The 23,662-nt window shown below is 59.9% G+C and carries 25 protein-coding genes, 1 tRNA gene and 1 riboswitch; of the genes, 12 read left to right on the forward strand and 14 right to left on the reverse strand.

Annotated features, from left to right (window positions below; translation table 11 throughout):
- Positions 1-82: 82 nt before the first annotated feature.
- Positions 83-649, reverse strand: a complete 567-nt coding sequence (locus tag ACR3EK_RS16655) for a helix-turn-helix domain-containing protein (RefSeq protein ID WP_170406960.1) — start codon at positions 647-649, stop codon at positions 83-85.
- 117 nt (positions 650-766) lie between these two features.
- Between ACR3EK_RS16655 and ACR3EK_RS16660 the strand changes: the two genes are divergently transcribed.
- Positions 767-1,942 carry an acetyl-CoA C-acyltransferase family protein gene (locus ACR3EK_RS16660; RefSeq protein WP_170373225.1) on the forward strand — a complete coding sequence of 392 codons (1,176 nt, stop codon included), beginning with the start codon at positions 767-769 and terminating at the stop codon, positions 1,940-1,942.
- A 94-nt stretch (positions 1,943-2,036) separates the two neighbouring features.
- On the opposite strand, the gene ubiB is transcribed toward ACR3EK_RS16660, so the two are convergent.
- Positions 2,037-3,566 (reverse strand): 2-polyprenylphenol 6-hydroxylase, encoded by a 1,530-nt coding sequence (gene ubiB / locus ACR3EK_RS16665; protein WP_480633953.1) that lies wholly within the window; start codon positions 3,564-3,566, stop codon positions 2,037-2,039.
- A gap of 3 nt (positions 3,567-3,569) precedes the next feature.
- Positions 3,570-4,322, reverse strand: a complete 753-nt coding sequence (ubiE, locus tag ACR3EK_RS16670; protein ID WP_480633954.1) for a bifunctional demethylmenaquinone methyltransferase/2-methoxy-6-polyprenyl-1,4-benzoquinol methylase UbiE — start codon at positions 4,320-4,322, stop codon at positions 3,570-3,572.
- An 86-nt stretch (positions 4,323-4,408) separates the two neighbouring features.
- On the opposite strand from ubiE, the gene mutM reads away from it, so the two are divergent.
- The 7 genes from mutM to recF all read left to right on the forward strand — a co-directional run bounded on the left by mutM (position 4,409) and on the right by recF (position 11,034).
- A complete protein-coding gene (mutM, locus tag ACR3EK_RS16675) occupies positions 4,409-5,260 on the forward strand; it encodes a bifunctional DNA-formamidopyrimidine glycosylase/DNA-(apurinic or apyrimidinic site) lyase (protein WP_170526195.1) in 852 nt (283 codons plus the stop codon).
- Positions 5,261-5,326: 66 nt separating this feature from the next.
- Positions 5,327-6,103 carry an enoyl-CoA hydratase gene (locus ACR3EK_RS16680; RefSeq protein WP_480633955.1) on the forward strand — a complete coding sequence of 259 codons (777 nt, stop codon included), beginning with the start codon at positions 5,327-5,329 and terminating at the stop codon, positions 6,101-6,103.
- 230 nt (positions 6,104-6,333) lie between these two features.
- Complete coding sequence (gene rpsT, locus ACR3EK_RS16685; protein ID WP_093963612.1) at positions 6,334-6,597, forward strand: 30S ribosomal protein S20; 264 nt, start codon at positions 6,334-6,336, stop codon at positions 6,595-6,597.
- A gap of 238 nt (positions 6,598-6,835) precedes the next feature.
- Complete coding sequence (locus ACR3EK_RS16690; RefSeq protein WP_170343116.1) at positions 6,836-7,063, forward strand: hypothetical protein; 228 nt, start codon at positions 6,836-6,838, stop codon at positions 7,061-7,063.
- Positions 7,064-7,139: 76 nt separating this feature from the next.
- Positions 7,140-8,531: a chromosomal replication initiator protein DnaA gene (dnaA, locus tag ACR3EK_RS16695; RefSeq protein ID WP_170342394.1), complete on the forward strand. Its 1,392-nt coding sequence runs from the start codon at positions 7,140-7,142 to the stop codon at positions 8,529-8,531.
- Between the two features lie 221 nt (positions 8,532-8,752).
- On the forward strand, positions 8,753-9,874 hold the full coding sequence (gene dnaN, locus ACR3EK_RS16700) for a DNA polymerase III subunit beta (protein WP_170342392.1): 1,122 nt from the start codon (positions 8,753-8,755) through the stop codon (positions 9,872-9,874).
- A gap of 59 nt (positions 9,875-9,933) precedes the next feature.
- A complete protein-coding gene (recF, locus tag ACR3EK_RS16705; RefSeq protein WP_480633956.1) occupies positions 9,934-11,034 on the forward strand; it encodes a DNA replication/repair protein RecF in 1,101 nt (366 codons plus the stop codon).
- 5 nt (positions 11,035-11,039) lie between these two features.
- Here recF and ACR3EK_RS16710 read toward each other — a convergent pair whose 3' ends face one another.
- Entirely contained in the window at positions 11,040-11,606 is a 567-nt protein-coding gene (locus ACR3EK_RS16710; RefSeq protein ID WP_170343112.1) for a carboxymuconolactone decarboxylase family protein, read from the reverse strand.
- A 97-nt stretch (positions 11,607-11,703) separates the two neighbouring features.
- On the opposite strand from ACR3EK_RS16710, the gene ACR3EK_RS16715 reads away from it, so the two are divergent.
- Complete coding sequence (locus ACR3EK_RS16715) at positions 11,704-12,276, forward strand: TetR/AcrR family transcriptional regulator (RefSeq protein WP_170420956.1); 573 nt, start codon at positions 11,704-11,706, stop codon at positions 12,274-12,276.
- Positions 12,277-12,401: 125 nt separating this feature from the next.
- Positions 12,402-14,819: a DNA topoisomerase (ATP-hydrolyzing) subunit B gene (gyrB, locus tag ACR3EK_RS16720; RefSeq protein WP_170343110.1), complete on the forward strand. Its 2,418-nt coding sequence runs from the start codon at positions 12,402-12,404 to the stop codon at positions 14,817-14,819.
- A gap of 177 nt (positions 14,820-14,996) precedes the next feature.
- Here gyrB and ACR3EK_RS16725 read toward each other — a convergent pair whose 3' ends face one another.
- Positions 14,997-15,911 (reverse strand): SdiA-regulated domain-containing protein, encoded by a 915-nt coding sequence (locus ACR3EK_RS16725; protein WP_480633957.1) that lies wholly within the window; start codon positions 15,909-15,911, stop codon positions 14,997-14,999.
- A gap of 195 nt (positions 15,912-16,106) precedes the next feature.
- Between ACR3EK_RS16725 and ACR3EK_RS16730 the strand changes: the two genes are divergently transcribed.
- Entirely contained in the window at positions 16,107-16,865 is a 759-nt protein-coding gene (locus ACR3EK_RS16730) for a DUF4956 domain-containing protein (RefSeq protein ID WP_480633958.1), read from the forward strand.
- Here ACR3EK_RS16730 and ACR3EK_RS16735 read toward each other — a convergent pair whose 3' ends face one another.
- The 8 genes from ACR3EK_RS16735 to ACR3EK_RS16770 form a co-directional block, all read right to left on the reverse strand.
- Entirely contained in the window at positions 16,866-17,807 is a 942-nt protein-coding gene (locus ACR3EK_RS16735) for a metallophosphoesterase family protein (protein WP_480633959.1), read from the reverse strand.
- The gene (locus ACR3EK_RS16740; RefSeq protein WP_480633960.1) at positions 17,797-19,230 is read right to left on the reverse strand and encodes a hypothetical protein; all 1,434 of its coding nucleotides are present in this window, start codon (positions 19,228-19,230) and stop codon (positions 17,797-17,799) included. The genes ACR3EK_RS16735 and ACR3EK_RS16740 overlap by 11 nt, the downstream gene beginning before the upstream one ends.
- 19 nt (positions 19,231-19,249) lie before the next feature.
- Positions 19,250-19,894 (reverse strand): protein-tyrosine phosphatase family protein, encoded by a 645-nt coding sequence (locus ACR3EK_RS16745; RefSeq protein WP_170342375.1) that lies wholly within the window; start codon positions 19,892-19,894, stop codon positions 19,250-19,252.
- 118 nt (positions 19,895-20,012) lie between these two features.
- Positions 20,013-20,186 (reverse strand): hypothetical protein, encoded by a 174-nt coding sequence (locus tag ACR3EK_RS16750; protein ID WP_170342373.1) that lies wholly within the window; start codon positions 20,184-20,186, stop codon positions 20,013-20,015.
- A gap of 42 nt (positions 20,187-20,228) precedes the next feature.
- Positions 20,229-20,534 (reverse strand): hypothetical protein, encoded by a 306-nt coding sequence (locus ACR3EK_RS16755; protein ID WP_093963599.1) that lies wholly within the window; start codon positions 20,532-20,534, stop codon positions 20,229-20,231.
- 49 nt (positions 20,535-20,583) lie between these two features.
- A complete protein-coding gene (locus tag ACR3EK_RS16760) occupies positions 20,584-21,198 on the reverse strand; it encodes a hypothetical protein (protein ID WP_480633961.1) in 615 nt (204 codons plus the stop codon).
- 55 nt (positions 21,199-21,253) lie between these two features.
- Entirely contained in the window at positions 21,254-21,592 is a 339-nt protein-coding gene (locus ACR3EK_RS16765) for a hypothetical protein (protein WP_170367557.1), read from the reverse strand.
- Between the two features lie 324 nt (positions 21,593-21,916).
- Entirely contained in the window at positions 21,917-22,216 is a 300-nt protein-coding gene (locus ACR3EK_RS16770) for a hypothetical protein (RefSeq protein ID WP_170367558.1), read from the reverse strand.
- Positions 22,217-22,898: 682 nt separating this feature from the next.
- Positions 22,899-23,106, forward strand: a riboswitch (cobalamin riboswitch).
- 103 nt (positions 23,107-23,209) lie between these two features.
- Between ACR3EK_RS16770 and ACR3EK_RS16775 the strand changes: the two genes are divergently transcribed.
- A complete protein-coding gene (locus tag ACR3EK_RS16775) occupies positions 23,210-23,377 on the forward strand; it encodes a thioredoxin domain-containing protein (protein ID WP_170406929.1) in 168 nt (55 codons plus the stop codon).
- 106 nt (positions 23,378-23,483) lie between these two features.
- On the opposite strand, the gene ACR3EK_RS16780 is transcribed toward ACR3EK_RS16775, so the two are convergent.
- Positions 23,484-23,573 (reverse strand) — tRNA-Ser (locus tag ACR3EK_RS16780).
- Positions 23,574-23,662: the final 89 nt, after the last annotated feature.

Raw genomic sequence — 23,662 nt, forward strand, 5'->3', positions numbered from 1 at the left:
AACGGACGCGCTTCCCAAATAGGAGATTTTCAGTATGGCGGAAAAAAATCCGTGAAGGCGGAAATTGGCCGATATGTGCGGATCAGGCGTTCTTGACGATCAGGAACACGCGGGCGGGTCCGTCCGGCGCCGCGATGGCGTGGGCCACATCGGCCGCATACCGGGCCGTGTCGCCCTGGCGCAGTTCCATCGTCGCGGCGCCCGAGGTGACGCGGACGGTCCCTTCCAGCACGGTCAGCTGTTCGCGCGCACCGCGGGCATGGGGCTGGCTGTTCAGCGCTCCTTTTGCGTCGAACCGGATATCATAGACCTCGTGCCCGCCGGCCTCCTCGGGTGGCGAGAGGATGCGGATCCGGCAGGATTGGCCCATATTGTCGATGCTGGGCACCTCGGCGCTGCGCAGTACTTCGATCTGGTCGGTGGTCTCGGACTCTTCCAGCAGACCGGCGAAATCGACCTGCAGCGCACGGGTCAGGTTCCACAGGGTCGAGATCGTGGGGCTGCTTTCGCCGCGTTCGATCTGGCTGACCATCGACCGGGACACGCCGCTGAGATTGGCCACCGCTTCCAGTGACAGTCCCTTGGCGCGCCGGGCCTCTTTCAGGCGGGCGGGCAGGCGTGTCAGGATATCGTCTGAGTTTTCCGTCATGGCGGAATTTCTTGCGCGTCCAGGCGTGAATTGTCAATTCCGCCGATGACGGAACGTCCCGCGCGACAGGCCCATGCTGCGGGTGCATACTGCGCGCAAATCCAAGAGGAGAGAGACATGACCGACATCGTGATTCTGGACGGTGCCCGCACCGCAATCGGTACGTTCGGAGGGTCGCTGGCCGCGACCCCGCCGATTGATCTGGCCACCGTCGTGACCAAGGCCGCGCTTGAGAAATCCGGCGTCGAAGGCGACCGGATCGGGCATGTGGTGTTCGGACATGTCATCAACACCGAGCCGCGCGACATGTACCTGTCCCGCGTCGCGGCGATGCAGGCGGGCATTCCGAACGGCACCCCGGCGATGAACGTGAACCGGCTGTGCGGGTCGGGCGCGCAGGCCATCGTATCGGCAGTTCAATCGCTGATGCTGGGGGATGCCGAATTTGCCGTGGCCGGCGGCGCCGAGAGCATGTCGCGCAGCCCTTACATCGTTCCGCAGGCGCGTTGGGGCGCCAAGATGGGCGACATCAAGTCGCTGGACATGATGCTGGGCGCGCTGAACTGCCCCTTTGGCACCGGGCATATGGGCGTCACCGCCGAGAACGTTGCCGATGAACACCAGATCACGCGCGAGGAGATGGACGCGTTTGCGCTGGCCAGCCAGCAGCGCGCGGCGGCTGCGATCGAGGCGGGCTATTTCGACAGCCAGATCGCGCCGGTGCAGGTCAAGGTCAAGCGCGACATGGTCGATTTCAAGGTCGACGAGCATCCCAAGGCCACCACGGCCGAGGCCCTGGCTGGGTTGCGCCCGGTGTTCCAGAAGGACGGGCGTGTGACCGCGGGCAACGCCTCGGGCATCAATGACGGCGCGGCGGCGATGGTTCTGGCCACGGCCGATGCCGCCGAGAAAGCCGGCCTGACGCCCAAGGCGCGCATCCTAGGCTATGCCCATGCCGGCGTTCGCCCCGAAGTGATGGGGATCGGCCCGGTTCCGGCCGTGCGCAACCTTTTGGAGCGGACCGGCCTGTCGGCGGGCGATTTCGACGTGATCGAAAGCAACGAGGCCTTTGCCGCCCAGGCGCTGGCAGTGAACAAGGAACTGGGGCTCGATCCAGCGAAGGTGAACCCAAATGGCGGGGCCATCGCCCTGGGTCATCCGGTGGGGGCCACCGGGGCGATCATCACGCTGAAGACTTTGTACGAGTTGGAGCGCATCGGTGGGTCGAAAGGGTTGATCACCATGTGCATCGGTGGCGGGCAGGGGATTGCCATCGCCATCGAACGGCTCTGATCCGAGGCTGGGCCGGGGGGCTGTCTGCCCCCTATCGCGCCGGGGCGCGATTCCCCCCGAGGATATTTTTGGCCAGATGAAGCGACGGCGCCTGTCAGCCCAGGCCCGAAAGGATCAGGACGGCCACTGCCCCGGCTGCCGCTCCGATTGCGGCGGGAATGGCCTTGGGCCAGAAATCTGATCCGGAGGGATCATCCTTGCGGGTCTGGGCGATCAGGGCATTTTCGACCAGATCAGGTAGGCGGGGACCGAACCGTGCAAGAACCAGCGCTGTTTTTCCAAAATCACGCAGGGCGGCGCGGGGGCCGATGGACTGCTTGATATAGTCCTCGACCACGGGGCGGGCGACCTCCCAGATGTTGATATGCGGGTCGAGCGAGCGGGCGACGCCTTCGACCACCACCATGGTGCGTTGCAACAGGATCAGTTCGGTGCGGGTTTCCATGCCGAAGCGTTCGGTCACCTCGAACAGGTAGTTCAGCAGGCGGCCCATCGAGATATGGGTGGCATCCATGCCGAAGATCGGCTCGCCCACCGCGCGCAGGGCGCGGGCGAATTCATCGACGTCCTGGTCGGCCGGGACGTAGCCGGCCTCGAAATGCACCTCGGCCACGCGCTTGTAGTCGCGGCGGATGAAGCCGAACAGGATCTCGGCATAGACGCGGCGGGTGTATTCGTCGATATGGCCCATTATGCCGAAGTCATAGGCGATGATGTCCCCGTTCGCGGCGACCTTGAGGTTGCCCTGGTGCATGTCGGCGTGGAAGAAGCCGTCGCGCAGGGCGTGCAGCAGGAACAGGCGCAGCACGCGCTCGGCCAGATCGCGGCGGTCGTGATTGGCGGCGTCCAGCGCGGCGTTGTCGCCCAAGGGGATGCCGTCGGCCCAGCTGAGCGTCATGACCCGGCGCGCGGACAGGGACCAGACCACGGGCGGTAGCCAGAAGCCTTCGTCATTCTGCGTGTTGGCGGCAAATTCTGAGGCCGCCGAGCTTTCGAGCCTGAGATCCAGTTCGCCGCGGACGACGCCGTCGAAATGCTCGATCACTTCCATCGGGCGCAGTCGGCGCGCACCGGGGGCGAAAAGCTGGACGATCCGGGCGGCGAAATAGAACGCATCCACATCCTTGCGGAACGCGCGTTCGATGCCGGGGCGCAGGACCTTGACGGCCACATCCTCGCCGGTGCTGGCCAATTTCGCCTTGTGGACCTGCGCGATCGAGGCGGCCGCGATCGGTTCGCTGAACTCCGAGAACATCTGATCCAGAGGTTGGCCCAGCTCCTTTTCCACCTCGGCCATGGCCACGTCGCGTGGAAAGGGGGGCAGCTTGTCCTGCAGGACGCGGAGCTGTTCGGCCAGCTCTTCGCCGACGACATCGGGGCGCGTGGACAGGACCTGACCGAACTTGATGTAGGCCGGGCCCAGGGCGGTCAGCGCCCGGGTCGCCGGCGGCATGGATGGGTCGCCCTTGTAGCCCAGCCATTGGAACGGTTTGCCCAGAGTGTGGGCCACGATCCGCAACGCGCGCGGGGCCTCGAACGCGTCCAGCACCACGTTCATGGCGCCGGTGCGCTCCAGCGTGGCGCCTGTGCGGATCAGGCGGATGATGTTGTGGGGGCCGCGCATGCGTCAGATCTTCCAGCCGGAATGCAGGGCCGCGATGCCCATGCTGAGGTTGCGGTATTTTGCGTTTTCGAATCCGGCGCCGCGCACCATGCCCAGAAAGGTTTCCTGATCGGGGAACTTGCGGATCGATTCGACCAGGTATTGATAGCTGTCATAGTCGTTTGCGATCAGCTTGCCCATGCGCGGGATCACGTTGAAGCTGTAGAGGTCATAGAGCTTTTGCAGCCCGTCATTGGGCAACTGGCTGAACTCCAGCACCATCAGTCGTCCGCCGGGTTTGAGCACGCGGTAGGCCTCGTTCAGGGCCTCTTGCGGGCGGGTCACGTTCCGGATGCCGAAGGAAATGGTGTAAACGTCAAAGGTGTTGTCCTCGAACGGCAGCGCCATCGCGTCGCCCACCACCCAGTCTAGGCTGTCGGCCATCTGCGCGGCCTCGGCGCGTTTGCGACCCTCGATCAGCATCGGCTCAGTCAGATCCAGAACGGTGGCATGGCCGTGGCCCGCCCGCTTGAGGAAGCGGAACGAGATGTCGCCCGTACCGCCCGCCACGTCCAGCAGGCGCTGGCCGGGGCGTGGCGCCAGCCAGTCCATCATCGCGTCCTTCCAGACCCGGTGGATGCCCATCGACATCACGTCGTTCATCACGTCGTATTTCGACGCGACCGAGTTGAATACGCCCTGCACGCGCCCGGCCTTTTCGGCCTCCGGGACGGTTTCGAAACCGAAATGAGTGGTCTTGTCGCTGTTGTCGGACATAAGCCTTGCCGTTCGTCGAATTTCGTCTCTGTTATAGGGCCTGGAAACCGGGGCACAATGCGGCCCTTTGGAATAGGAGCCGTCTAATGCCCGAATTGCCCGAGGTCGAGACAGTAAGACGCGGCCTTGCCCCGGCGATGGAAGGCGTGGTGATCGAAAGGGCGGACGTGAACCGCCCCGATCTGCGCTGGCCCTTCCCCGAGCGGTTGGCCGAACGGCTGACCGGCCAGCGGGTCGAGCGTCTGCGGCGGCGGTCGAAATACATCCTGGCCGATCTGAGCGGCGGCGAAACCCTGTTGATTCACCTGGGCATGTCGGGCCGCATGACCGTGTCGGGCGATCCGCTGGGCCAGTTCGTGCATCATCACCCGATGCCACAGAAACATGACCACGTGGTGTTTCACATGGCCAACGGCGCGCGCATCACCTTCAATGACCCGCGCCGGTTCGGGGCGATGGACCTGATGCCCACGGCAACCGCCGAGCAGCACAAGCTGCTGGCCGTTCTGGGGCCGGAGCCGCTGGGCAACGATTTCAACGAGACCTATCTGATCGAGGCCTTCCGCGGCCGGGCCACACCGGTCAAGGCGGCGCTGCTGGACCAGAGAATCGTTGCCGGGCTGGGCAACATCTATGTCTGCGAGGCGCTCTACCGCGCCAGAGTGTCGCCACGTCGCAAGGCGGGTCAGATCTCGGCCGGGCGGATCGGAGCCCTAGTTCCGGTGATCCGGACGGTGCTGGCCGAGGCCATCGAGGCCGGCGGATCCTCGCTGCGTGATTTCCGGCAAGCCGATGGAGAGCTTGGATATTTTCAGCACAGTTTCGACGTCTACGGGCGCGAGGGCCAGCCCTGCCGGACCGAGGGCTGCGGGGCCGAGATCCGCAGAATCACCCAGTCGGGACGCTCAACCTTCTATTGCGCGCAATGCCAAAGATAGCTTGATCCGAGTTTTCCGCGTGGTAAGGAATTGGACCTGAACGGAACAACCGAAAGCTCAGACCTCATGGCTTTTGAGACGATCATCGTCGAAATCGAAGACCACGTCGCCCTAATCAAGCTCAACAGACCCGATGCGTTGAACGCGCTGAACACTCAGCTTCTGGGTGAGCTGTGCGAGGCGCTCGAGGACGCGGACACCAATGACAAGGTGCGCTGCATCGTCATCACCGGATCGGAAAAGGCATTCGCCGCGGGCGCGGACATCAAGGAGATGTCCGAGATGAGCTTTGTCGATGTCTACACCACCAACCTGTTCGCCGACGCCAACGACCGGATCACCGCGATCCGCAAGCCGATCATCGCGGCGGTCGCGGGCTATGCGCTGGGCGGCGGGTGCGAACTGGCCATGATGTGCGATTTCATCATCGCCGCAGACACCGCCAAGTTCGGCCAGCCGGAAATCAATCTGGGCGTCATCGCCGGGATGGGCGGCAGCCAGCGCCTGACGCGGTTCGTGGGCAAGTCCAAGGCGATGGACATGAACCTGACCGGCCGGTTCATGGATGCCGAAGAGGCCGAGCGCGCGGGCCTTGTGTCGCGTGTGGTGCCGGCCAAGAAGCTGATCGAAGAGGCGACCGGCGCGGCCCAGAAGATTGCCGAGAAATCGCTGCTGACCGCGATGGCCGCGAAAGAGGCGGTCAACCGCAGCTACGAGGTGCCGCTGAGCGAGGGCATGCTGTTCGAGCGGCGCGTGTTCCATTCGATGTTCGCGACCGAAGACCAGAAGGAAGGCATGGCCGCCTTCCTTGAAAAGCGCGCGGCCCAGTTCCGCGACAAATAAGCAGCGCCGACAAGACTGCAGGATCAGGCGGGCGTTGCCCGCCGTTTTTCATGGCGGGCAACAAGGCCAAGAATCGGCTTGGCAAAGTCCGAAAACTTGGCTATTGACCGCCACCATACATGCGCGTGCGGCCCGCTTGGCCCGATTCACACTCGTGATTTCTGATCCGGTGCGGGTAATTCCGTGACGTGCAACCCTAGACAAACGTACCGAACAAAGGTCAGAGACACATGGCAAACTCGCCCCAGGCAAAGAAGCGCGCTCGTCAGAACGAGAAGCGTTATGCAATCAACAAAGCACGTCGTTCGCGCATCCGCACCTTCCTGCGCAAGGTCGAAGAAGCTATCGCATCCGGCGACAAGGACGCGGCAACCGCCGCTCTGCGCGCGGCCCAGCCCGAGCTGATGCGCGGCGTCACCAAAGGCGTGTTCCACAAGAACACCGCAGCCCGCAAGATGTCGCGCCTGTCGGCGCGCGTCAAAGCGCTGGGTTGACCTAGCGTCAACATTTGCTGGTTCATTCCGGTTTCGAAGGCGTCGCCCCGTGCGGCGCCTTTTGCGTTGTTGCCAGAATGCCGCGCCTTCACGAGCCCGAGAGATTCTTTCGCCCAAAGACCCGAGTCAATATCAGAGTTTCGTTGCCCGGCCCCACTGCCTCTTGCTACGACAGTTCCAGCGATTCACTCGCTTGGGGGGACAGGCTGTTCCTGCGATCGGACTGACGGGCATCAGAATGATCCAGGGGCGAATGTCGGCAACCGGTGCCAACCGGTTTGACGATCTGCTGCGGATCTCGGCTACTCCGATGATCTTGGCCCTGTCGAAAACTGGAACTGCGTGGCGCAAACCGCGGTTTGGGCGGCTGTACTTTTTGGTCGTCGTCAAACAGGCAAGCGTCGTGACCACTGATATTCCCGCCGATTCCTGGGGTTTCGGCGACCGAATATCTGCGCGCGAGTGAACGCATAAGAACCGGGATACCGGTCACAATCATAAGGCCGATTAGGTCAAAAATATTGGGATGCGTGAGGCGCTGGATGACACAAGAAAAATGGGGACAACTGCGTAACAAATTGCTGAAGGCCGTGGGCCGGAACAATTTTACGACCTGGATTGAACCACTGGAATTTCAGGAATTGAAGGGAGGCGTGGCCGTTTTTTCGGTTCCGACCAACTTCATGGGGAACTACGTCAGTCAAAATTTTGCAGACCTCATTCTGTACGAGCTGAACACGGCCGGAGAGTCGGTTCAGCGCCTGGCTTTCCGGGTGGCCGCCAACTCACCGGCGCGTCCCGCCGCCGCGGTCCAGCCGGTCGAAGACCAGCCCGAGCCGGTCAATATCGAGCTGGCACCGGAAAGCAACGGAACCAATGAGGCGCTCGAGTCGCTGCAGGCCGCGCCATTGGATGCACGTTTTACCTTCGACACCTTCGTCGTCGGCAAGCCCAACGAACTGGCCCATGCCGCCGCGCGCCGTGTTTCCGAAGGCGGCCCCGTCACATTCAACCCGCTGGTTCTGTACGGTGGTGTTGGCCTCGGTAAAACGCACCTGATGCATGCCATCGCCTGGGAGCTGAAGACCAAACGCCCCGAGCTCAACGTGCTGTACCTGTCGGCTGAACAGTTCATGTACCGCTTCGTGCAGGCCCTGCGCGAGCGCCGGATGATGGATTTCAAACACCTGTTCCGCTCGGTCGACGTGCTGATGGTCGATGACGTGCAGTTCATCGCCGGCAAGGATTCGACGCAGGAGGAGTTCTTTCACACCTTCAACGCGCTGGTGGATCAAAACAAGCAGATCATCATCTCGGCCGACCGCGCGCCGGGTGAAATCAAGGATCTGGAGGAACGGGTCAAGTCGCGTCTGCAATGCGGACTGGTGGTAGACCTGCACCCGACCGATTACGAGCTGCGCCTGGGCATTCTGCAGAACAAGGTGCAGCAATACGCGAAGACTTATCCCGACTTGAAGATTGCCGATGGCGTGCTGGAATTCCTGGCCCATCGCATCTCGACCAACGTACGCGTTCTGGAAGGGGCGCTGACCCGGCTGTTCGCCTTTGCCTCGCTGGTCGGCCGTGAGATCGACATGGAACTGACGCAGGACTGTCTGGCCGACGTGCTGCGCGCCTCGGAACGCAAGATCACCGTCGAAGAGATCCAGCGCAAGGTTTCCGACTACTACAACATCCGCCTGTCCGACATCATCGGGCCGAAACGTCTGCGGTCCTATGCCCGCCCGCGTCAGGTGGCGATGTATCTGTGCAAGCAGCTGACCAGCCGGTCGCTGCCCGAGATCGGCCGCCGCTTTGGCGGGCGTGACCACACCACCGTCATGCACGGCGTCAAACGCATCGAAGAGCTGAAGCTGACCGACGGTCAGATCGCCGAAGATGTGGAAATGCTGCGTCGGGCGCTCGAAGCCTGAGCCCCTGCAATTCGAAAAGCCGTCCCGGCTCTGCGCGGGGGCGGCTTTTCTGTGCGCATTTTTCCACGATTTCCACGGAACTGGGGCGCAGGGCCGCTCGGGACCTTGACGGTTTGCGCGTTCCGACCCAGAAATCGGTAAAAAATCCTTGTGCCTCAGGGCTGAACCGCTAACTTGCCAGTCCCGCCCATGTAAGCACTCAAATCAGAGGAATTGAGGGTATGAAGATCAGCATCGAACGCGGCACGCTGCTCAAGGCCGTTTCGCAGGCCCAATCCGTTGTGGAACGCCGCAACACGATTCCAATCCTGGCCAACGTGCTGATCGAGGCCGAGGGCGATCAGGTTCTGTTCCGCGCGACCGATCTGGATATCGAGGTGGTCGACAAGGCCCCCGCGCAGGTCGAAAAGGCGGGCGCAACCACGGTTGCGGCAACGACTCTGCACGAGATCGTGCGCAAGCTGCCCGATGGCGCGCTTGTCACGCTGACCGCCGACAGCGCGGCTGGCCGGCTGACGGTCGAGGCGGGGCGGTCGAACTTCTCGCTGGCGACCCTGCCGAAAGAGGATTTCCCGGTGATGGCGTCCTCGGAGTACCAGTCGAACTTCACCGCTTCGGCGGCTCTGCTGCGGCGGCTTTTCGACAAGTCGAAATTCGCCATCTCGACGGAAGAGACCCGGTATTACCTGAACGGCGTCTACATGCACGTGACGGATGGCCCTGAGGGCGGCAAGGTGTTGCGCTGCGTGGCCACGGACGGGCATCGTCTGGCGCGGATCGACGCGGATTGCCCCGACGGGGCCGCCGATATGCCCGGCGTGATCGTGCCGCGCAAAACGGTGGGCGAGTTGCGCAAGCTGCTGGAAGATGACGACATGGACATCGCGGTGTCGGTCAGCGAAACCAAGGTGCGCTTTGCCACACCCGACATCACGCTGACCTCGAAGGTGATCGATGGGACTTTCCCCGACTACACCCGCGTGATTCCGCAGAACAACACCCGCAAGATGGAAGTCGACGCGGCCGAGTTCGCCCAGGCCGTCGACCGGGTGGCAACCGTGTCGTCCGAGCGGTCCCGTGCGGTAAAGCTGCAGCTGGACGGCGACAAGCTGGTCCTGTCGGTGAATGCGCCCGACAGCGGCGCCGCCGAGGAGGAGCTGGCCGTGGCCTATGGCGACGAACGGCTGGAAATCGGCTTCAACGCCAAGTACCTGCTGGAAATCGCAAGCCAGGTGGACCGCGAGAACGCGGTGTTCCTGTTCAACTCGGCGGGCGACCCGACCCTGATGCGCGAAGGCAATGATCAGAGTGCGGTCTATGTCGTGATGCCGATGCGCGTCTGATCGCGCGGGCGCGGGATGCGTCCGGCGCGCGTGTTTGTACAAGGATGAAGGGAGGGGTCATGGCTTTGGCCCTGACCGAATTGACGGTCTCGCATTTTCGGTCGCACAAGCTGGCGCGCATGGCGCTGGACGGGCGGCCGGTGGCCTTGTACGGGCCGAACGGGGCCGGCAAGACCAATATACTCGAGGCGGTATCCCTGTTTTCACCCGGCCGCGGCATGCGCCGGGCCAGCGCCGCCGAGGTGACGCGCCGGCCCGAGGCGCTGGGCTGGAAGCTGAGCGGTCTTTTGGACGTTCAGGGCCGCCGGTCCGAGATCGAAACCTGGTCCGAGGGGGGCGCAGCGCGGCAGGTTCGGATCGACGGAAAGGCAGCCAGCCAGATCGATCTGGGCAAGCTGGCGCGGGTCGTCTGGCTGATGCCTGCGATGGACCGGCTTTGGATCGAAGGCGCCGAAGGCCGGCGGCGCTTTCTGGACCGGGTGACGCTGAGTTTCGACCCAAGTCATGCCGAGGCCGCCTTGACCTATGAAAAGGCCATGCGCGAACGGAACCGCCTGCTGAAAGAGCAGGTGCGCGACGCGCATTGGTACGCCGCGCTCGAGGCCCAGATGGCTGAAACCGGGCACCGGATCCACTCCGCACGCCTGAATGCTCTGGCGCAATTGCGTGGGGCACAGGAAAAGGCCGAGACCGCCTTTCCCTCGGCGGAACTGGAACTCGTCCAGTCCGAAGGGGACATGCCCGAAAGCGCGCAGGATCTGTTGGAGGCGCTGGCCGAAAGCCGGTTCCGCGACCTGGCGGCGGGGCGCACATTGGTCGGGCCGCACCGGTCGGATCTCTATGGGGTTTTTGCCGCCAAAGGCGTTGCGGCCAGTGAGTGTTCGACCGGAGAGCAGAAGGCGCTGCTGGTGTCGTTGATTCTGTCCAACGCGCGGGCGCTGGCCGCGCAGGTCGGAGCGCCGCCGATCCTGTTGCTGGACGAGGTGGCGGCCCATCTGGACGCGGACCGCCGGGCGGCGCTGTATGATGAAATCTGCGCGCTGGGGGCGCAGGCCTGGATGACCGGAACAGGCCCCGAGTTGTTCGCCGAACTGGGCGACCGGGCGCAGTCTTTCGTGGTCAATGACGCGGGTGACGGCTCGACCGTCACCCCCGCCTGAGCGGATCAGGCCGGCTCGCCAACCTTGCGTTCCCACAGGAAGGGACGCATCACCTCGTCCACCGGCGTCTGGGCCATGTGGTTGACGTAGTTCGACATGGTTTTCTGCGCCAGGCCCAGGATCACGTCCAGAACGGCGCGGTGCGAATAGCCCGCATCAAAAAACGCCTGCAACTGCGCGTCGGTGACGTTGCCGCGCTGGTTCATCACCTGCACCGTGAACGTACGCAGTGCTTCGAGCTTGGGCGAGGGCAGCGGGGTTTCATTGCGCAGCGCTTCGGTGATCTCGTCGGACACCTTCATCATCTTGGCGATGCCGGTATGGGCCGGAACGCAATAGTGGCATTCGTTTTCCACGTTGATGGTCTGCCAGACGACCGTTTTCTCGTCATTGTCGAAATCGGTCTGCAGGAACAGGTGGTGCAGAACCTGATAGGCCTCAAGGTGCTGTGGGCTTTCGGCCATGACCTTGTGCAGGCCCGGCAGGCGGCCAAACGCGGCCTGCGATTTCTCGAGCAGGGGTTTTGAACCTTCAGGGGCGGTGTTGAGGTCATGCGAGGGAAAATCGGCCATTTCGGGTCTCCTTTTCTGGCGGCTGAGTCCGAAATAGGCTTTATTGAGCGATCACTCAAGTATATATTTGAGTAATCGTTCAAGAATTGGAGATCACATGCCCCGCAAACCTGCCTATGACCGTGACGCGCTGATCGCACAGGCCCGAGACCTGTTCTGGCGCCAGGGCTGGGCGGGCACGTCCCTGAAGGATCTCGAGCGTGCGCTGAAGTTGAAGCCAGGCAGCTTTTACGCCGCCTTCGGGTCAAAGGACGCCTTGTATGCCCTGACGCTGGAACGCTATGCGGATGAAGGTGTTGCCCGGCTTGAAGCCTTGGCCGAGGAGCTTGGGCCGCTGGGTGCGCTCAAGACCCAGCCGCGTTTGGTGGTCGAGGCCGCGAACGCGCCTGCAAAGGCCTGCATGCTGGCCAAGACCTATGCCGAGTTGAGCGCAAAGGACCATGATCTGGCGCAACTGGCCGCGACCCATCTGTCGCGGATGAAGGCCTGTTTCGCCGATCTGTTCCGGCAGGCGCAGGCGCAGGGGCAGATCGGTCTCGACCATGATCCCGAGCGGCTGGCGACGCGCTATCAGTCCGACCTTTTGGGCCTGCGCCTGTCGGCCGAGCGCGGCGATGTCGATGCCCGCCAAATCGCTGCTGATATCGCCGCCGATCTGGATAGATTGTGACCGTCTGAGGTCGGCCGATCAGCTCGGCTCGCGGCTGAAAGAACCGGCACAAAATCTGGGGGGATGACGTGACATTCCCCACCAGAGAACGTATAACTTACCAAAATAATATAGGTACTGACGGCATGTCCGAAGACGCACAGGCAAATCAGGAATACGGCGCAGATTCCATCAAGGTTCTCAAGGGGTTGGAGGCTGTCCGCAAACGCCCCGGTATGTATATCGGTGACACCGACGACGGGTCCGGTCTGCACCACATGGTGTACGAGGTCGTGGACAACGGCATTGACGAGGCTCTGGCCGGTCACGCCGACCATGTGACCGTCAAGATTCACGCCGATTCCAGCGTCTCGGTCAGCGACAATGGTCGCGGGATTCCGGTGGACATCCACCCCGAAGAAGGCGTCTCGGCGGCCGAGGTCATCATGACCCAGCTGCACGCCGGCGGGAAATTCGACTCGAACTCGTACAAGGTGTCGGGCGGTCTGCACGGCGTGGGCGTTTCGGTGGTGAACGCTCTGTCCGATTGGCTGGAGCTGCGCATCTGGCGCAACGGCAAAGAGCATTTCGCCCGGTTTGAGGGCGGCGAAACCTCGGAGCATCTGAAAGTGGTCGGCGAATGCGGCGACCGGACCGGGACCGAGGTGCGGTTTCTGGCTTCGACCAATACGTTTTCGAACCTAGAGTATTCGTTCGAGACGCTGGAGAAGCGGTTGCGCGAACTGGCCTTCCTGAACTCGGGCGTTCGGATCATCCTGATTGACGAGCGGCCGGCCGAGCGGCTTGAGACCGAACTGTTCTACGAGGGCGGCGTCAAGGAATTCGTGAAATACCTCGACCGGTCGAAAACTCCGGCCATGCCCGAGCCCATCTATATCAAGGGCGAGCGCGACGATATCGGGGTCGAGATCGCGATGTGGTGGAACGACAGCTATCACGAAACCGTCCTGCCATTTACCAACAACATCCCCCAGCGGGATGGCGGCACGCATGTCGCTGGCTTCCGTGGAGCGCTGACCCGCACGATCAACAACTACGCACAGTCCAGCGGGATCGCGAAAAAGGAAAAGGTCAGCTTCACCGGCGATGATGCGCGCGAAGGCCTGACCTGCGTGCTGTCCGTCAAAGTACCTGACCCGAAGTTTTCCAGCCAGACCAAGGACAAGCTTGTCAGCTCGGAAGTGCGACCGGCTGTCGAAGGGTTGATGAACGAGAAACTGGCCGAGTGGTTCGAGGAGAACCCCAACGTGGCCAAAACCATCGTCGGCAAGATCATCGAGGCCGCCTTGGCGCGCGAAGCGGCGAGGAAAGCCCGCGAACTGACCCGACGCAAGACGGCGATGGACGTCAACTATCTGGCCGGCAAGCTCAAGGATTGCTCTGAGAAGGACCCGGCCAAAAGCGAAGTTTTCCTGGTCGAGGGGGACTCGGCCGGCGGATCGGCGCAGACCGGTCGCGATCGTCTGACGCAGGCGGTTCTACCTTTGCGCGGCAAGATTCTGAACGTCGAACGTGCGCGGTTCGACCGAATGCTGTCCAGCCAGGAAATCGGCAACCTTGTGATGGCGCTTGGCACCGGTATCGGCCGGGACGAGTTCGACATCTCGAAGCTGCGCTACCACAAGATCGTCATCATGACCGATGCTGACGTGGACGGTGCACATATCCGGACCCTGTTGCTGACGTTCTTCTACCGCCAGATGCCCGAGTTGATCGAGGGTGGATATCTCTACATCGCGCAGCCGCCGCTGTACAAGGTTTCACGAGGAAAGTCCGAGGTTTACCTGAAGGATCAGGCGGCGCTTGACGACTATCTGATCAACCAGGGTGTCGAGGGCGCCGTGCTCAAGTTGGGCTCGGGTGAAGAGATCGTGGGTCAGGATCTGACCCGTGTGGTGGACGAGGCGCGTCAGCTCAAGCGCGTGTTGGATGCCTTCCCGACGCATTACCCGCGGCACATCCTTGAACAGGCCGCCGTTGCCGGGGCGTTTGTGCCCGGGGCGGTGGATGCCGACCTGCAGGGCGTGGCCGACAAGGTCGCGGCGCGGCTGGACCTGATTGCGCTGGAATACGAGCGCGGCTGGCAGGGCCGGATCACTCAGGATCACGGTATCAGACTGGCGCGCATCCTGCGCGGCGTCGAGGAAGTCCGCACGCTGGACGGTCCGATGCTGCGTTCTGGCGAGGCACGCAAGACAGGCAGCTTTACCCAGAGCCTGCAGGACGTCTACAACCTGCCGGCCACATTGGTCCGCCGCGACCGGTCGCAGGTCATCCACGGCCCGCTGGATCTGCTGCGCGCCATTTTGGAAGAGGGCGAAAAAGGCCTGTCGCTCCAGCGCTACAAGGGCCTGGGTGAGATGAACCCCGATCAGCTGTGGGAAACTACGCTGGATCCGGATGCGCGGACATTGCTGCAGGTGCGTGTCGATGACATGGTCGAGGCCGATGACTTGTTCACCAAGCTGATGGGCGACGTGGTCGAGCCGCGCCGTGAATTCATCCAGAAAAACGCGCTGAGCGTGGAAAACCTGGATTTCTAGTCGCTTCTCAAGACGGCTGAACCGGCCCAACTGACGGCAGCTTTTTTTCAGGACCCTCCTACGGCCAAAAAACGCGGCCTGGGAGCGGTTCTGAGTGGCGCGGATCAAGGAAGTTGGACCCAATGCGGGCTTTCTTGGCTAAGTCATCCGTACGGGGTGAGTTCCGTGCAGTAGCGATCAAAACTCAGGGATATTGAAAACATACAGGCGCGATTTCTCGGCATCGTCCGTGAGGATGTAGAGAAGCCCTTTGGCCTCATCCAAGGCGATCCCTTCGGGGTGCTTTACGACCTTTCGGTCTCCATTTTTCATATACGTCAGTTCGATCGTATCTGCTTTTCTCGTCTCTGGATCGTACAAAAAGATCTGGCGTCCCTTGTCGCTGAGAATCCACAGCACGCCTGACACGGACCAAGCCAAACCGCTTACATCCAGTTCATCGTCATTCACGCGATCCGAGAGAAAACCAGATCCACGATCCAAAGGGATGACTTCCTGAATTTCAGTCAGGTCTGGTGACACGACCAGCAACAGACGCGGTTGTCCTTCAATGACGACGAATACTCGCCCAGTGTCCGGATCGACGGTGATGCCCTCAGGCCCCTTGTTCAGTGGGTTGCCGACAAGCAGTTCGACAGCGGCCGGGTACCCCTTGAGGGAGGCAAGTGGAACCCTTGTCAGTTGGATAGGGTCGGTTGGTTGAACGACCAATATTGATCGATCGGTTTCCTGAAGGAGCAAAACCGACCCATCTCTTCGCGATGCGACGCCCTCCAAATCTGATCCGGCCAAAGACGGCAACTGGAAGGAGTTTCCCAATACACCGTCGATTCCAAGGAGGTGCAGTTTGGGCTCAGCGTCGCTTACAGACCACAGGAAGCCTTCAGCGTTGGACAGCGACAAACCGGAAGGTTCTGAAAACCCCCCTGATTTGTCCGCCACCTTGAATCTGTCGACCAAAATCAGATCAGCACTTTTTGCAAAGGCAGCTCCGGTCCAAGGCAAAAACGCTGCCGCTAGTAAGCTGGCTGCAAGAGCGGATCTTCCAAATTTGCACAAGCGCCGTGAAACTTCAGGTTTTGACGGATACACGTGCTTTCTGCCCTTCGGTTTTCTCGTGTGTGGAACACACTTCTTTATCGCATTCGTATCACAACTTGTCTGCGATGTCGGAAGAATGCGCTTTGAACTCTTTACCTGATCCTCCTTGTTGGGATTGACTTGTAAGGGGCGCGATTTGCGCGTGATGACGTGTACTGTCTGGGCACAAGCAGGAAGGACGATGAATTGAATACGATTTTCCCGTTTGTGACTGTGTTGTTGATGCTGCTGTTGCCCGCTACGGCAATGTCGCAAATCGACCCGGCAACGATGCTTGCCGGGGCATCGGAATCGGAAATTCTGATCGAACGCAGATGGATCCAGTTTCGCGGCAAACAGGAACTGTATTTCTTTTCTCTTGATGTGCTGGTCACGATCATTCTGGCCGGCTTGATCGTCTTTCATCCGGTGCGGCGTAAAGCCCGTAGAAGTGTCGGCGACATCGTCATGCCCAGGCTCTTCTTCCTCTATGCGCTGATCGGCATGGCGGTGGGATTCCTGGTCGTCCAGCACGGGTCAATGATCGGGTTCGTTATCTTCGGCATCGGCGCATTGCTCAGATTTCGCTCCAATTTGGATGATCCGATAGACACTGTCGAATTGATCGTCGTAACCGTTCTTGGGCTTGCGGTCGGATTGGGCCTGCCGCTGATGGCCACACTGGTGGCGGTTGTCTGTTGGTGTTTCATTTGGCTCGGAGGGCGAAACAAGGGCGTTGAAATATCGCTCAAAGCTTCGGATGAAGAGCACTCATTGAACGTCAGCAGCTCCATTGAAGCCATGGCCGCAGACGCCGGCTGGAAGCTGATCAGAAAACACCATGTACCCGGCAAATCCCGAATTTCATTGCTTTTCATTACCTCGGGTGGACTTTCCGAGGCCCGCATCGAAGAGATGATAAACGATTTGGTCCCCGAAAAAGTCGAGTTGAAACTCAGCTTCTAGTCATTTCACAAGGTCTAAACGTTTCAACACCGCATTCGGGGATCTGATCTCTGTCGGGAGCGACTTGAAGTCGACAGACCTTTCGAAATCCGGCCCTCGATATACTGCTATCCCAAACTCTCCGTTCGGCTGGAAGGTGACATGCGTGAAACTGTGAGGTGATCTGGCGCGATCACCGATTAGCCGCCGCGGGCCACCGCCCAAGCAAGCTTGCGAAACATAGGCCACGCCGTCTTTCCAGCCAGGGTAAAAAGCATGATGGTGTCCAGACAGGTGCAGAACGACGCCGCTTTGCAGATAGATTCTTTCAAGCGTCGGGTCACCGATGATTTCGCGTTCGCGCTGGATCGCAAACGGCCACAGCGGGAGGTGGCTGAACGTGACAATCGGGTCTCCACCTGCCCCAAGTTGCACAAGTTGGTCCGGCTGATCGCCGGATAGTGGCCCAAGGGTCGTGGCATCCAAAGACGCAAAGGTTATCCCCTGCATTTCAAACGCGTAGAAGAACGGATAGTCATCCGACATCAGGAAGTTGACGTTTGGTTTTCTCGGGCCCCATTCCTCGGCGTATATTTTTCTCTCGCGCTCGAACCCGCGATAGGCCGACGCATCATGGTTTCCCGGCGTGACCGCAAATGGAATTCCGGCAGCCTCCAGCGGGTCGGATACCGCCATGTGAAACGCCTTCCACATCTCTCTGACCTGCTTGTCTGAAAGGTTTGGGATGCGTTGCCCGGCGACCATGTCGCCCGTCGAAATCACCAGATCGGGATCAATCTCGATTATCCGCTTGATCGCCTTTTCGATGCGCGCATCGTATCTGACCGAGCCATAGCTGCCGTTCAGATCCGATATGACGATCACATCCAAAGCGGCCGCTTTGCAGGCGAGCACGACCGTCCAAACGAACGCCGCGACAGTGATCGAACGCTTACGGATCATTGCAGTCCAGGCCCTCCGCCTCGGTATTTTTGTTCAAAAAGAATGTGACAGGGTCCAAGTCAAACACCAGATCGCCTTTGGCACAATTGCTCTTGAGGATGGATGTTGCCAGCGCGGTGTTTTTGACGACCTGCGCAATCTGACGGTCCGACAACCCAAAGCTTTGTGACAACCAGCCGTAAACCGGGCCTTGCGTTTGAAGGTCACTGTTCAACGCAACCAGCCGCCGGTATGTGTTTGGAGAGAAATGCCGCATTTTCTCCAGCATCTGAGTGGATTTCGCGAAGTTGGCATATTCGACCCGCCCACCGGCATCGTTGTCGTTCAGATTGCTGCGACGGATCAATATCGCATCGGCGGGAACGTCTCCATCATTCGGCTGATGGTGTTTCGTTTTCCTGTTTTTCAGTTTTCCGTCTTCGACCCAATACCAGTAGGGTGTGAAATCAATATTCCCCACACGGTCCTGCTGGCTGAAGATGAAGTCGAGCAGTACAATCTCGGTAAGCTCCTGCATCCAGAATGCCATCTGTTGGTCGCTGACATCGGGCCCGAGGTCCTTGTTGATCTGCCGGTCCTTTCGGCCTTCCCTGACACCCTCTGCAATGGCCTCGGGCAAGGGTTTTGACGACCGCAAGGCCAGGAAAGCGGGTGTTTCCTGAAAATCGCGATTTTGGCCTTTGCCCCAACCGGACTTGCGGGTGCCGTTGATTTCCGAGCCGTAGCGATGACCGGGGCTATCAAGCAGGACACCGTATATCTGCGTTCGATCCGCGGTGAACAGATCATCCGTCGGTTGGTACGAGTTCGGGTCGGCATCCGCTGCCACGAAGACCCGCCAGCCTTCATGGTTCATGCGCCCGCCATGAGATCCACCGGAAATCGCAAGGCCGGGCTCTGCAACCTCGGTAAGATGCGCCTTAGCGTCCATGCTGCGCCAGACCGCCACCGGAACTTTCACCGTCGCGTCGAAATACCTTGAGAAATGATAGTAGAGCAGTGACGAGGTGGAAAATGTTCCGCTTGTACCCTTCTGGTTCATGGTGGATTTGAATTTGGCCACTCTGCCATTGGCCAGTTCTTTTGCCGACTTGCCCTCCTTGCAAGCGTTTCTCTCGAACTCAGAGCGGTTCCCCACGTAGGGTCCTTCCGAAATATCGTAGACGGCCATTCCTGGGCTGGTGCTCCAGGTTTTGGGGCAAATGGCAATTTCGGGGGCATAGAAATCAATCTCGCAATAGGCTGTCTCTTCCTCAAGATCGCGTTTTTGATACGCGCCCCTTGGGACTTTTTCGATCCGAATGCAGCGTTCCGTAACACCATTGGGACTATCAAATGTCGTGGCTTCTCCGCGAACATCGTCGCTCGCCCACAAGGCAGTGGGTGCAATTAAAGCCAGTGACCCCAGAAGATTGAACCTCATTTAGATAGTCCTCCCGATATCATTTGGGGCAAATCGCGGCCTGTTGTTCGGCGGAGATCTTCAAACTGGGGTCGACACTGAAGTTTGAGAATTTCGAGTCAATCCACTGGTCACACCCGCCCGAACATGGGGCCCCGTTTCGGGCATCATTCCAATATTCCTTGGCCCTTTCTTCCGTCCAACCGCAAAACTGAACAAGTGCCATTGCCGACAACGCGCCTGAGGAATGAACGCCCCACATACAGTGCACCAGGACAGGACCCTTTCCAGGATTCTCAATCACCTCGTGTATGGTGGCCATGACAGTGCTAGGTCGGGACGATCTGGCGCTCTGATAGTCAAAGGCTCCGTTCCCACAGCTGGTGCGGCCGTATTCGGTGTTCTTGCCGAAATCCGCGTAAAACCCGGTTGAAAACCCTTCATCGCAAAGTGTTTCGCGCTGAGCGTCACTCAGACCCGTTCGACCCTTGTCGCCGCCCTTGAAGCCAGAGCGATACAAAACCCCGCTTAGGACTGGGCGAAAGAAAGCGATGCCATCGACGCCTCCGTCGCTGCCCTTAGAAAGCATCTGGCTGTTGCTTGGGCCACCGTTTCGACTGGTGACGTCAGAATTCGCCGCGGTTGCCAGAACACCGATGAATATGAGGGACGTCAAAAACCGCATGCGTATTCCTTTCTGTTTTCAGCCAGCGATGCTCACGCTTTTCCTGCCGGCAGTCCCGCCGAGAGGCGCGTTCACGGTAACCAGGTTAGATCGGCGGTTGGCTTGCCGCCCTGAAGCCTTAGATCGGCCACACCAGATTGATGATAAATATGACCACGAAGTAGGCCAGAAAAGCTTTCCAGTTCCATTGGTGTTTGTTTTCTTCGTTGATCACGCCGGCCGATTTCAACGCCAGGTTGGTGATGATCAAGGCGACAACGATAACTGCCGCATGTGCCAGATCGAAATGCAAGTTGAAGCTCCTTTTTGCAGATTTGGGATTGATGAATGCGTGTCAGCAGTCACCTGACGGCAGCATCGCTACGTCCGAGTATCTTCCCTCAGATGTCGTGATCCGAGCACAAGCACCGGTCTCCTTGTTGAACCAGTACGAGGTCAGCCCTTCGCTTCGGATGAGTTCAAACCCGAGACTTTGAATGCCCATTTCAGCCTGACCCGCTCTTGCGCCTTCAAATGACGACAGATCGCTGGAACTGCCCACGGTTGGTGCACTTGCTTCGACTGATCCGCCACTTTCACCGCATCCTGCAAGCACAGAGACACTGACCGCGCCGATCACCAATAGGATCTTGGAGTTCATCTGCTTTCCTATTTTTTGGAAATGCGTTTCATGGTTTCGGGGCGATCACCTATTCAATTCCAAAAATGACGTTGTAGTCGACGGCAGAGTTGCTGCGGTTGATGACCTCGACAACATGATCTCCGGATTGCCAAAGCTGTCCGCGATACTCCTTGTCCGCAGACATCAATCCCAACAATTCAGACCCATCGGGGTTGCGAATGACGTAGTCCAAAGAGCCATTTTGCGGAGCAACGCGGACATAAAGGAACTGTTCGTTCTTCGCGCCAAGAACGTATTGCTGCGATGCCCCTGGCGCGAGTTGGCCGACGAGCTCGGCGCCGGTGGACCCGGAATCGAATTTGACGCGCTGGCTACCTGTAGACCCGGAAGCGCCGGCCATGGCTCCGCCACCATCATCCATCGCCTCGACAACCGACATCTCGCCAATGCTTCCGTCCTTGTACGCAATGCAGCGCCAAAGTGTTCCGCCGGCGTCACGCAGCATGACGAGCGTGCCGGCTTCCGAGAACTGTGAGCTTTCGATCGTACCGGATTGACCGTCCGGTCCACCGACCTGTCGCAGATGGTCGATACACGCGTCGTCGGCGTCTGACATGGCCAGGGCGGCCGTTCCGCTGATCGCAAGTGCGGGTGTGAAAAGATTCCAAAAACTGCGTTTCATAAGCAGGTCCTCTGTCGGTCTATCGTAAATGTTATGTTTCCGGTGAGCAGAAACCTCACTTCGCTTCCCGCAACTTTGCCAGAAATTCATCGCATGCCTGTGCGCTGCCGACGATCTCGTCCGTCGTTTCAATTCCTTGCAATGATGCCATCTCGGAGTTCACGCGATTGAGGATCTGATCTGCTTGCTCGGCGGTGATCAGGTTCTCGGCCTGAGCTCCCTTCAATGTGGTGCACACACCGGCGGACAAGCCTGTCGCAACGCCGACACCCATCGCGGCCCCGCCGCCCAAGGTCATCGCTCCAACCACGCCGAGGATGAGCCCGATCACAAGCCCCAAGATCACTTTTCCCATGTTTTCCTCCCATTTTGCGGGAAAGAGTTCCGCCTTCATTCCTGGCGCAAACCACGTGCCCATCTGCATATCAAAACCAGTGCCAACAGGTTGAGCACCGGTGCAATCGCCGCGAGCCACGGTTTGGCCGACTCTGAGAAAAGGTCCAACGCAAGGACCCAAGGCAGACCCAGCGGCAAAAGGAATACGCCGGACAATGGGTCTCGTTCCTGTCCAAACCAGCCAAAAGTGCCCGTCACAAACGCAAACAACGCCAACAGGTAAAGGGTCGCGAACGCGATGATGGTTATTCTGCAGACCAAGCCGGACCTCAGCGTATCAAGCCAGTGCTGCGCAGCCGATTTCGGCTACGCATCAAACCGGTCACAACGCGCCTTCGTCGCCCAGGAACTCGATACCAGCTGTCGCGCCATCACTGTAGGCAATACAATTCCACGGAGCCCGATCCTCTCCAACCCCAACGGTGACTTGTGTTCCAGCCTCGCTGAACGCGGATGAGAGCACGACCACTTGCGAATTGTTTGTTGTTTTGGCCACGTCTCGCAGACACGCCTGTTGAGCGGGCGTCAGTTCGGCGGATGCACTTGACGTGCTCGTATCGTCACAGGCCGCTAGTAGTGCGAAACACGTCGCGCCTGAAATCATCATGACTTTGTTAATCACTTTCTTCTCCTCTTGGGTTTGTCGATACATGTGGAATAGGTGGCCTCTTTTTCGCGCTCTCACGTCTATGCAGTCATACGAGCATACCCCGGTCTGGTAATTCCCGTTCCAAAAAAGTCTGCCGCCAATGACATGATTGGCAGACAGTTAATCTGCTGATCCCCGGGATCGTGAACAAAGCGTGCTGACGCAATGACGTCATGGGCAAAAACCGGTGCGAAGTTTCGAGGAAGGGTTCGTACGTTAAGTCCGGGCACCGCGTTCTCCCAACGCTGATTTTCGTGAAATGCCTTCCGACCGCCAGCACTCACTCCAGCAGTCGGAAGGGCCCGACGAAACGGGCGACAGCGACAACAACGGAGGTAAAGCTAAAGTTGTGTCGAATTCGTATGTTTGAATCAATCACAGGATAAATCAATGATTTTTCCGCGCGTAAATTATGTACGCTTGCCAACGATAGGCTTCTGCATTCAAAGAGAAAAGGCGAGGCCGCTCACGGAGGCTTGGCAGTCAGCCCGCTTGCGCCCCCGTGTTTCGGGACCTTCCGGGCTATCGTAAGTCAGTTGGTCAAAACGACGTAATTCGCCGCCCGGTCTGTCGCTCAAGTGGTGCCGAAGGGTCGCCTGGATACCTCCATTGCGCACCCGCCCAGAACGTCGTTGACAGTGCAACCCGATTCATGGATGAGATTGGCGCTGATGGTTCCCGATCGTTTCGGCGGTCGGGTAAAAGGGAATACGGTGCGGCGCCGTTCTGACGCCAATTCCGTGACTGCCCCCGCAACTGTAGGCGGTGTGCGACCCCCGGATGCCACTGGGCCGATAGGTCTGGGAAGGCGGGGCAAGCCATACATCGCGAGTCAGGAGACCTGCCATCATCAAACGCAACTCAACCCGGGCGGGGTGTCCCGGAAGGAGGCCAAGATGGCATTTTCGGCTTGCGCCGCTGACATGACTGGTTCCCTTTCCGCCCCGCGATTTCGCGGAGGGCGAAGTGAGCCGACAATCAACACATCACATCACGGTTTGCCTATCTTGCCGACCCAAGGGCGCAGCCGTACGCCCCGGGCCTGACCTGATCGGACGATTGCGCGCCGCGCTGGCCGAAGACGACGGTTTGGCAGGTTTTGACGTTTCCGGTGCGGCCTGCATGGCCGGGTGATCAGCCAAACGGTGCTTGAAGCTGGCGGAGCACCGGCGAAGGCGCGCGGCAAAGGAGTAGAACTTGCAAGCAAGCCCTTCACTATCTTAGCCGTATTAATGGGTAATGGCGGAGACGAAGGGATTCGAACCCTCGAGACGGTTTCCCGCCTACTCCCTTAGCAGGGGAGCGCCTTCGACCACTCGGCCACGTCTCCGCCGACGGGTATAGCCGTGCAAGCGACGGAAATACAAGGCCAATTCCTGCACCACCGGAAATTTTTGCCGGATTGGGCGAAGCCCTTGA

The sequence above is a fragment of the Ruegeria sp. BC8 genome (genome assembly GCF_056535705.1).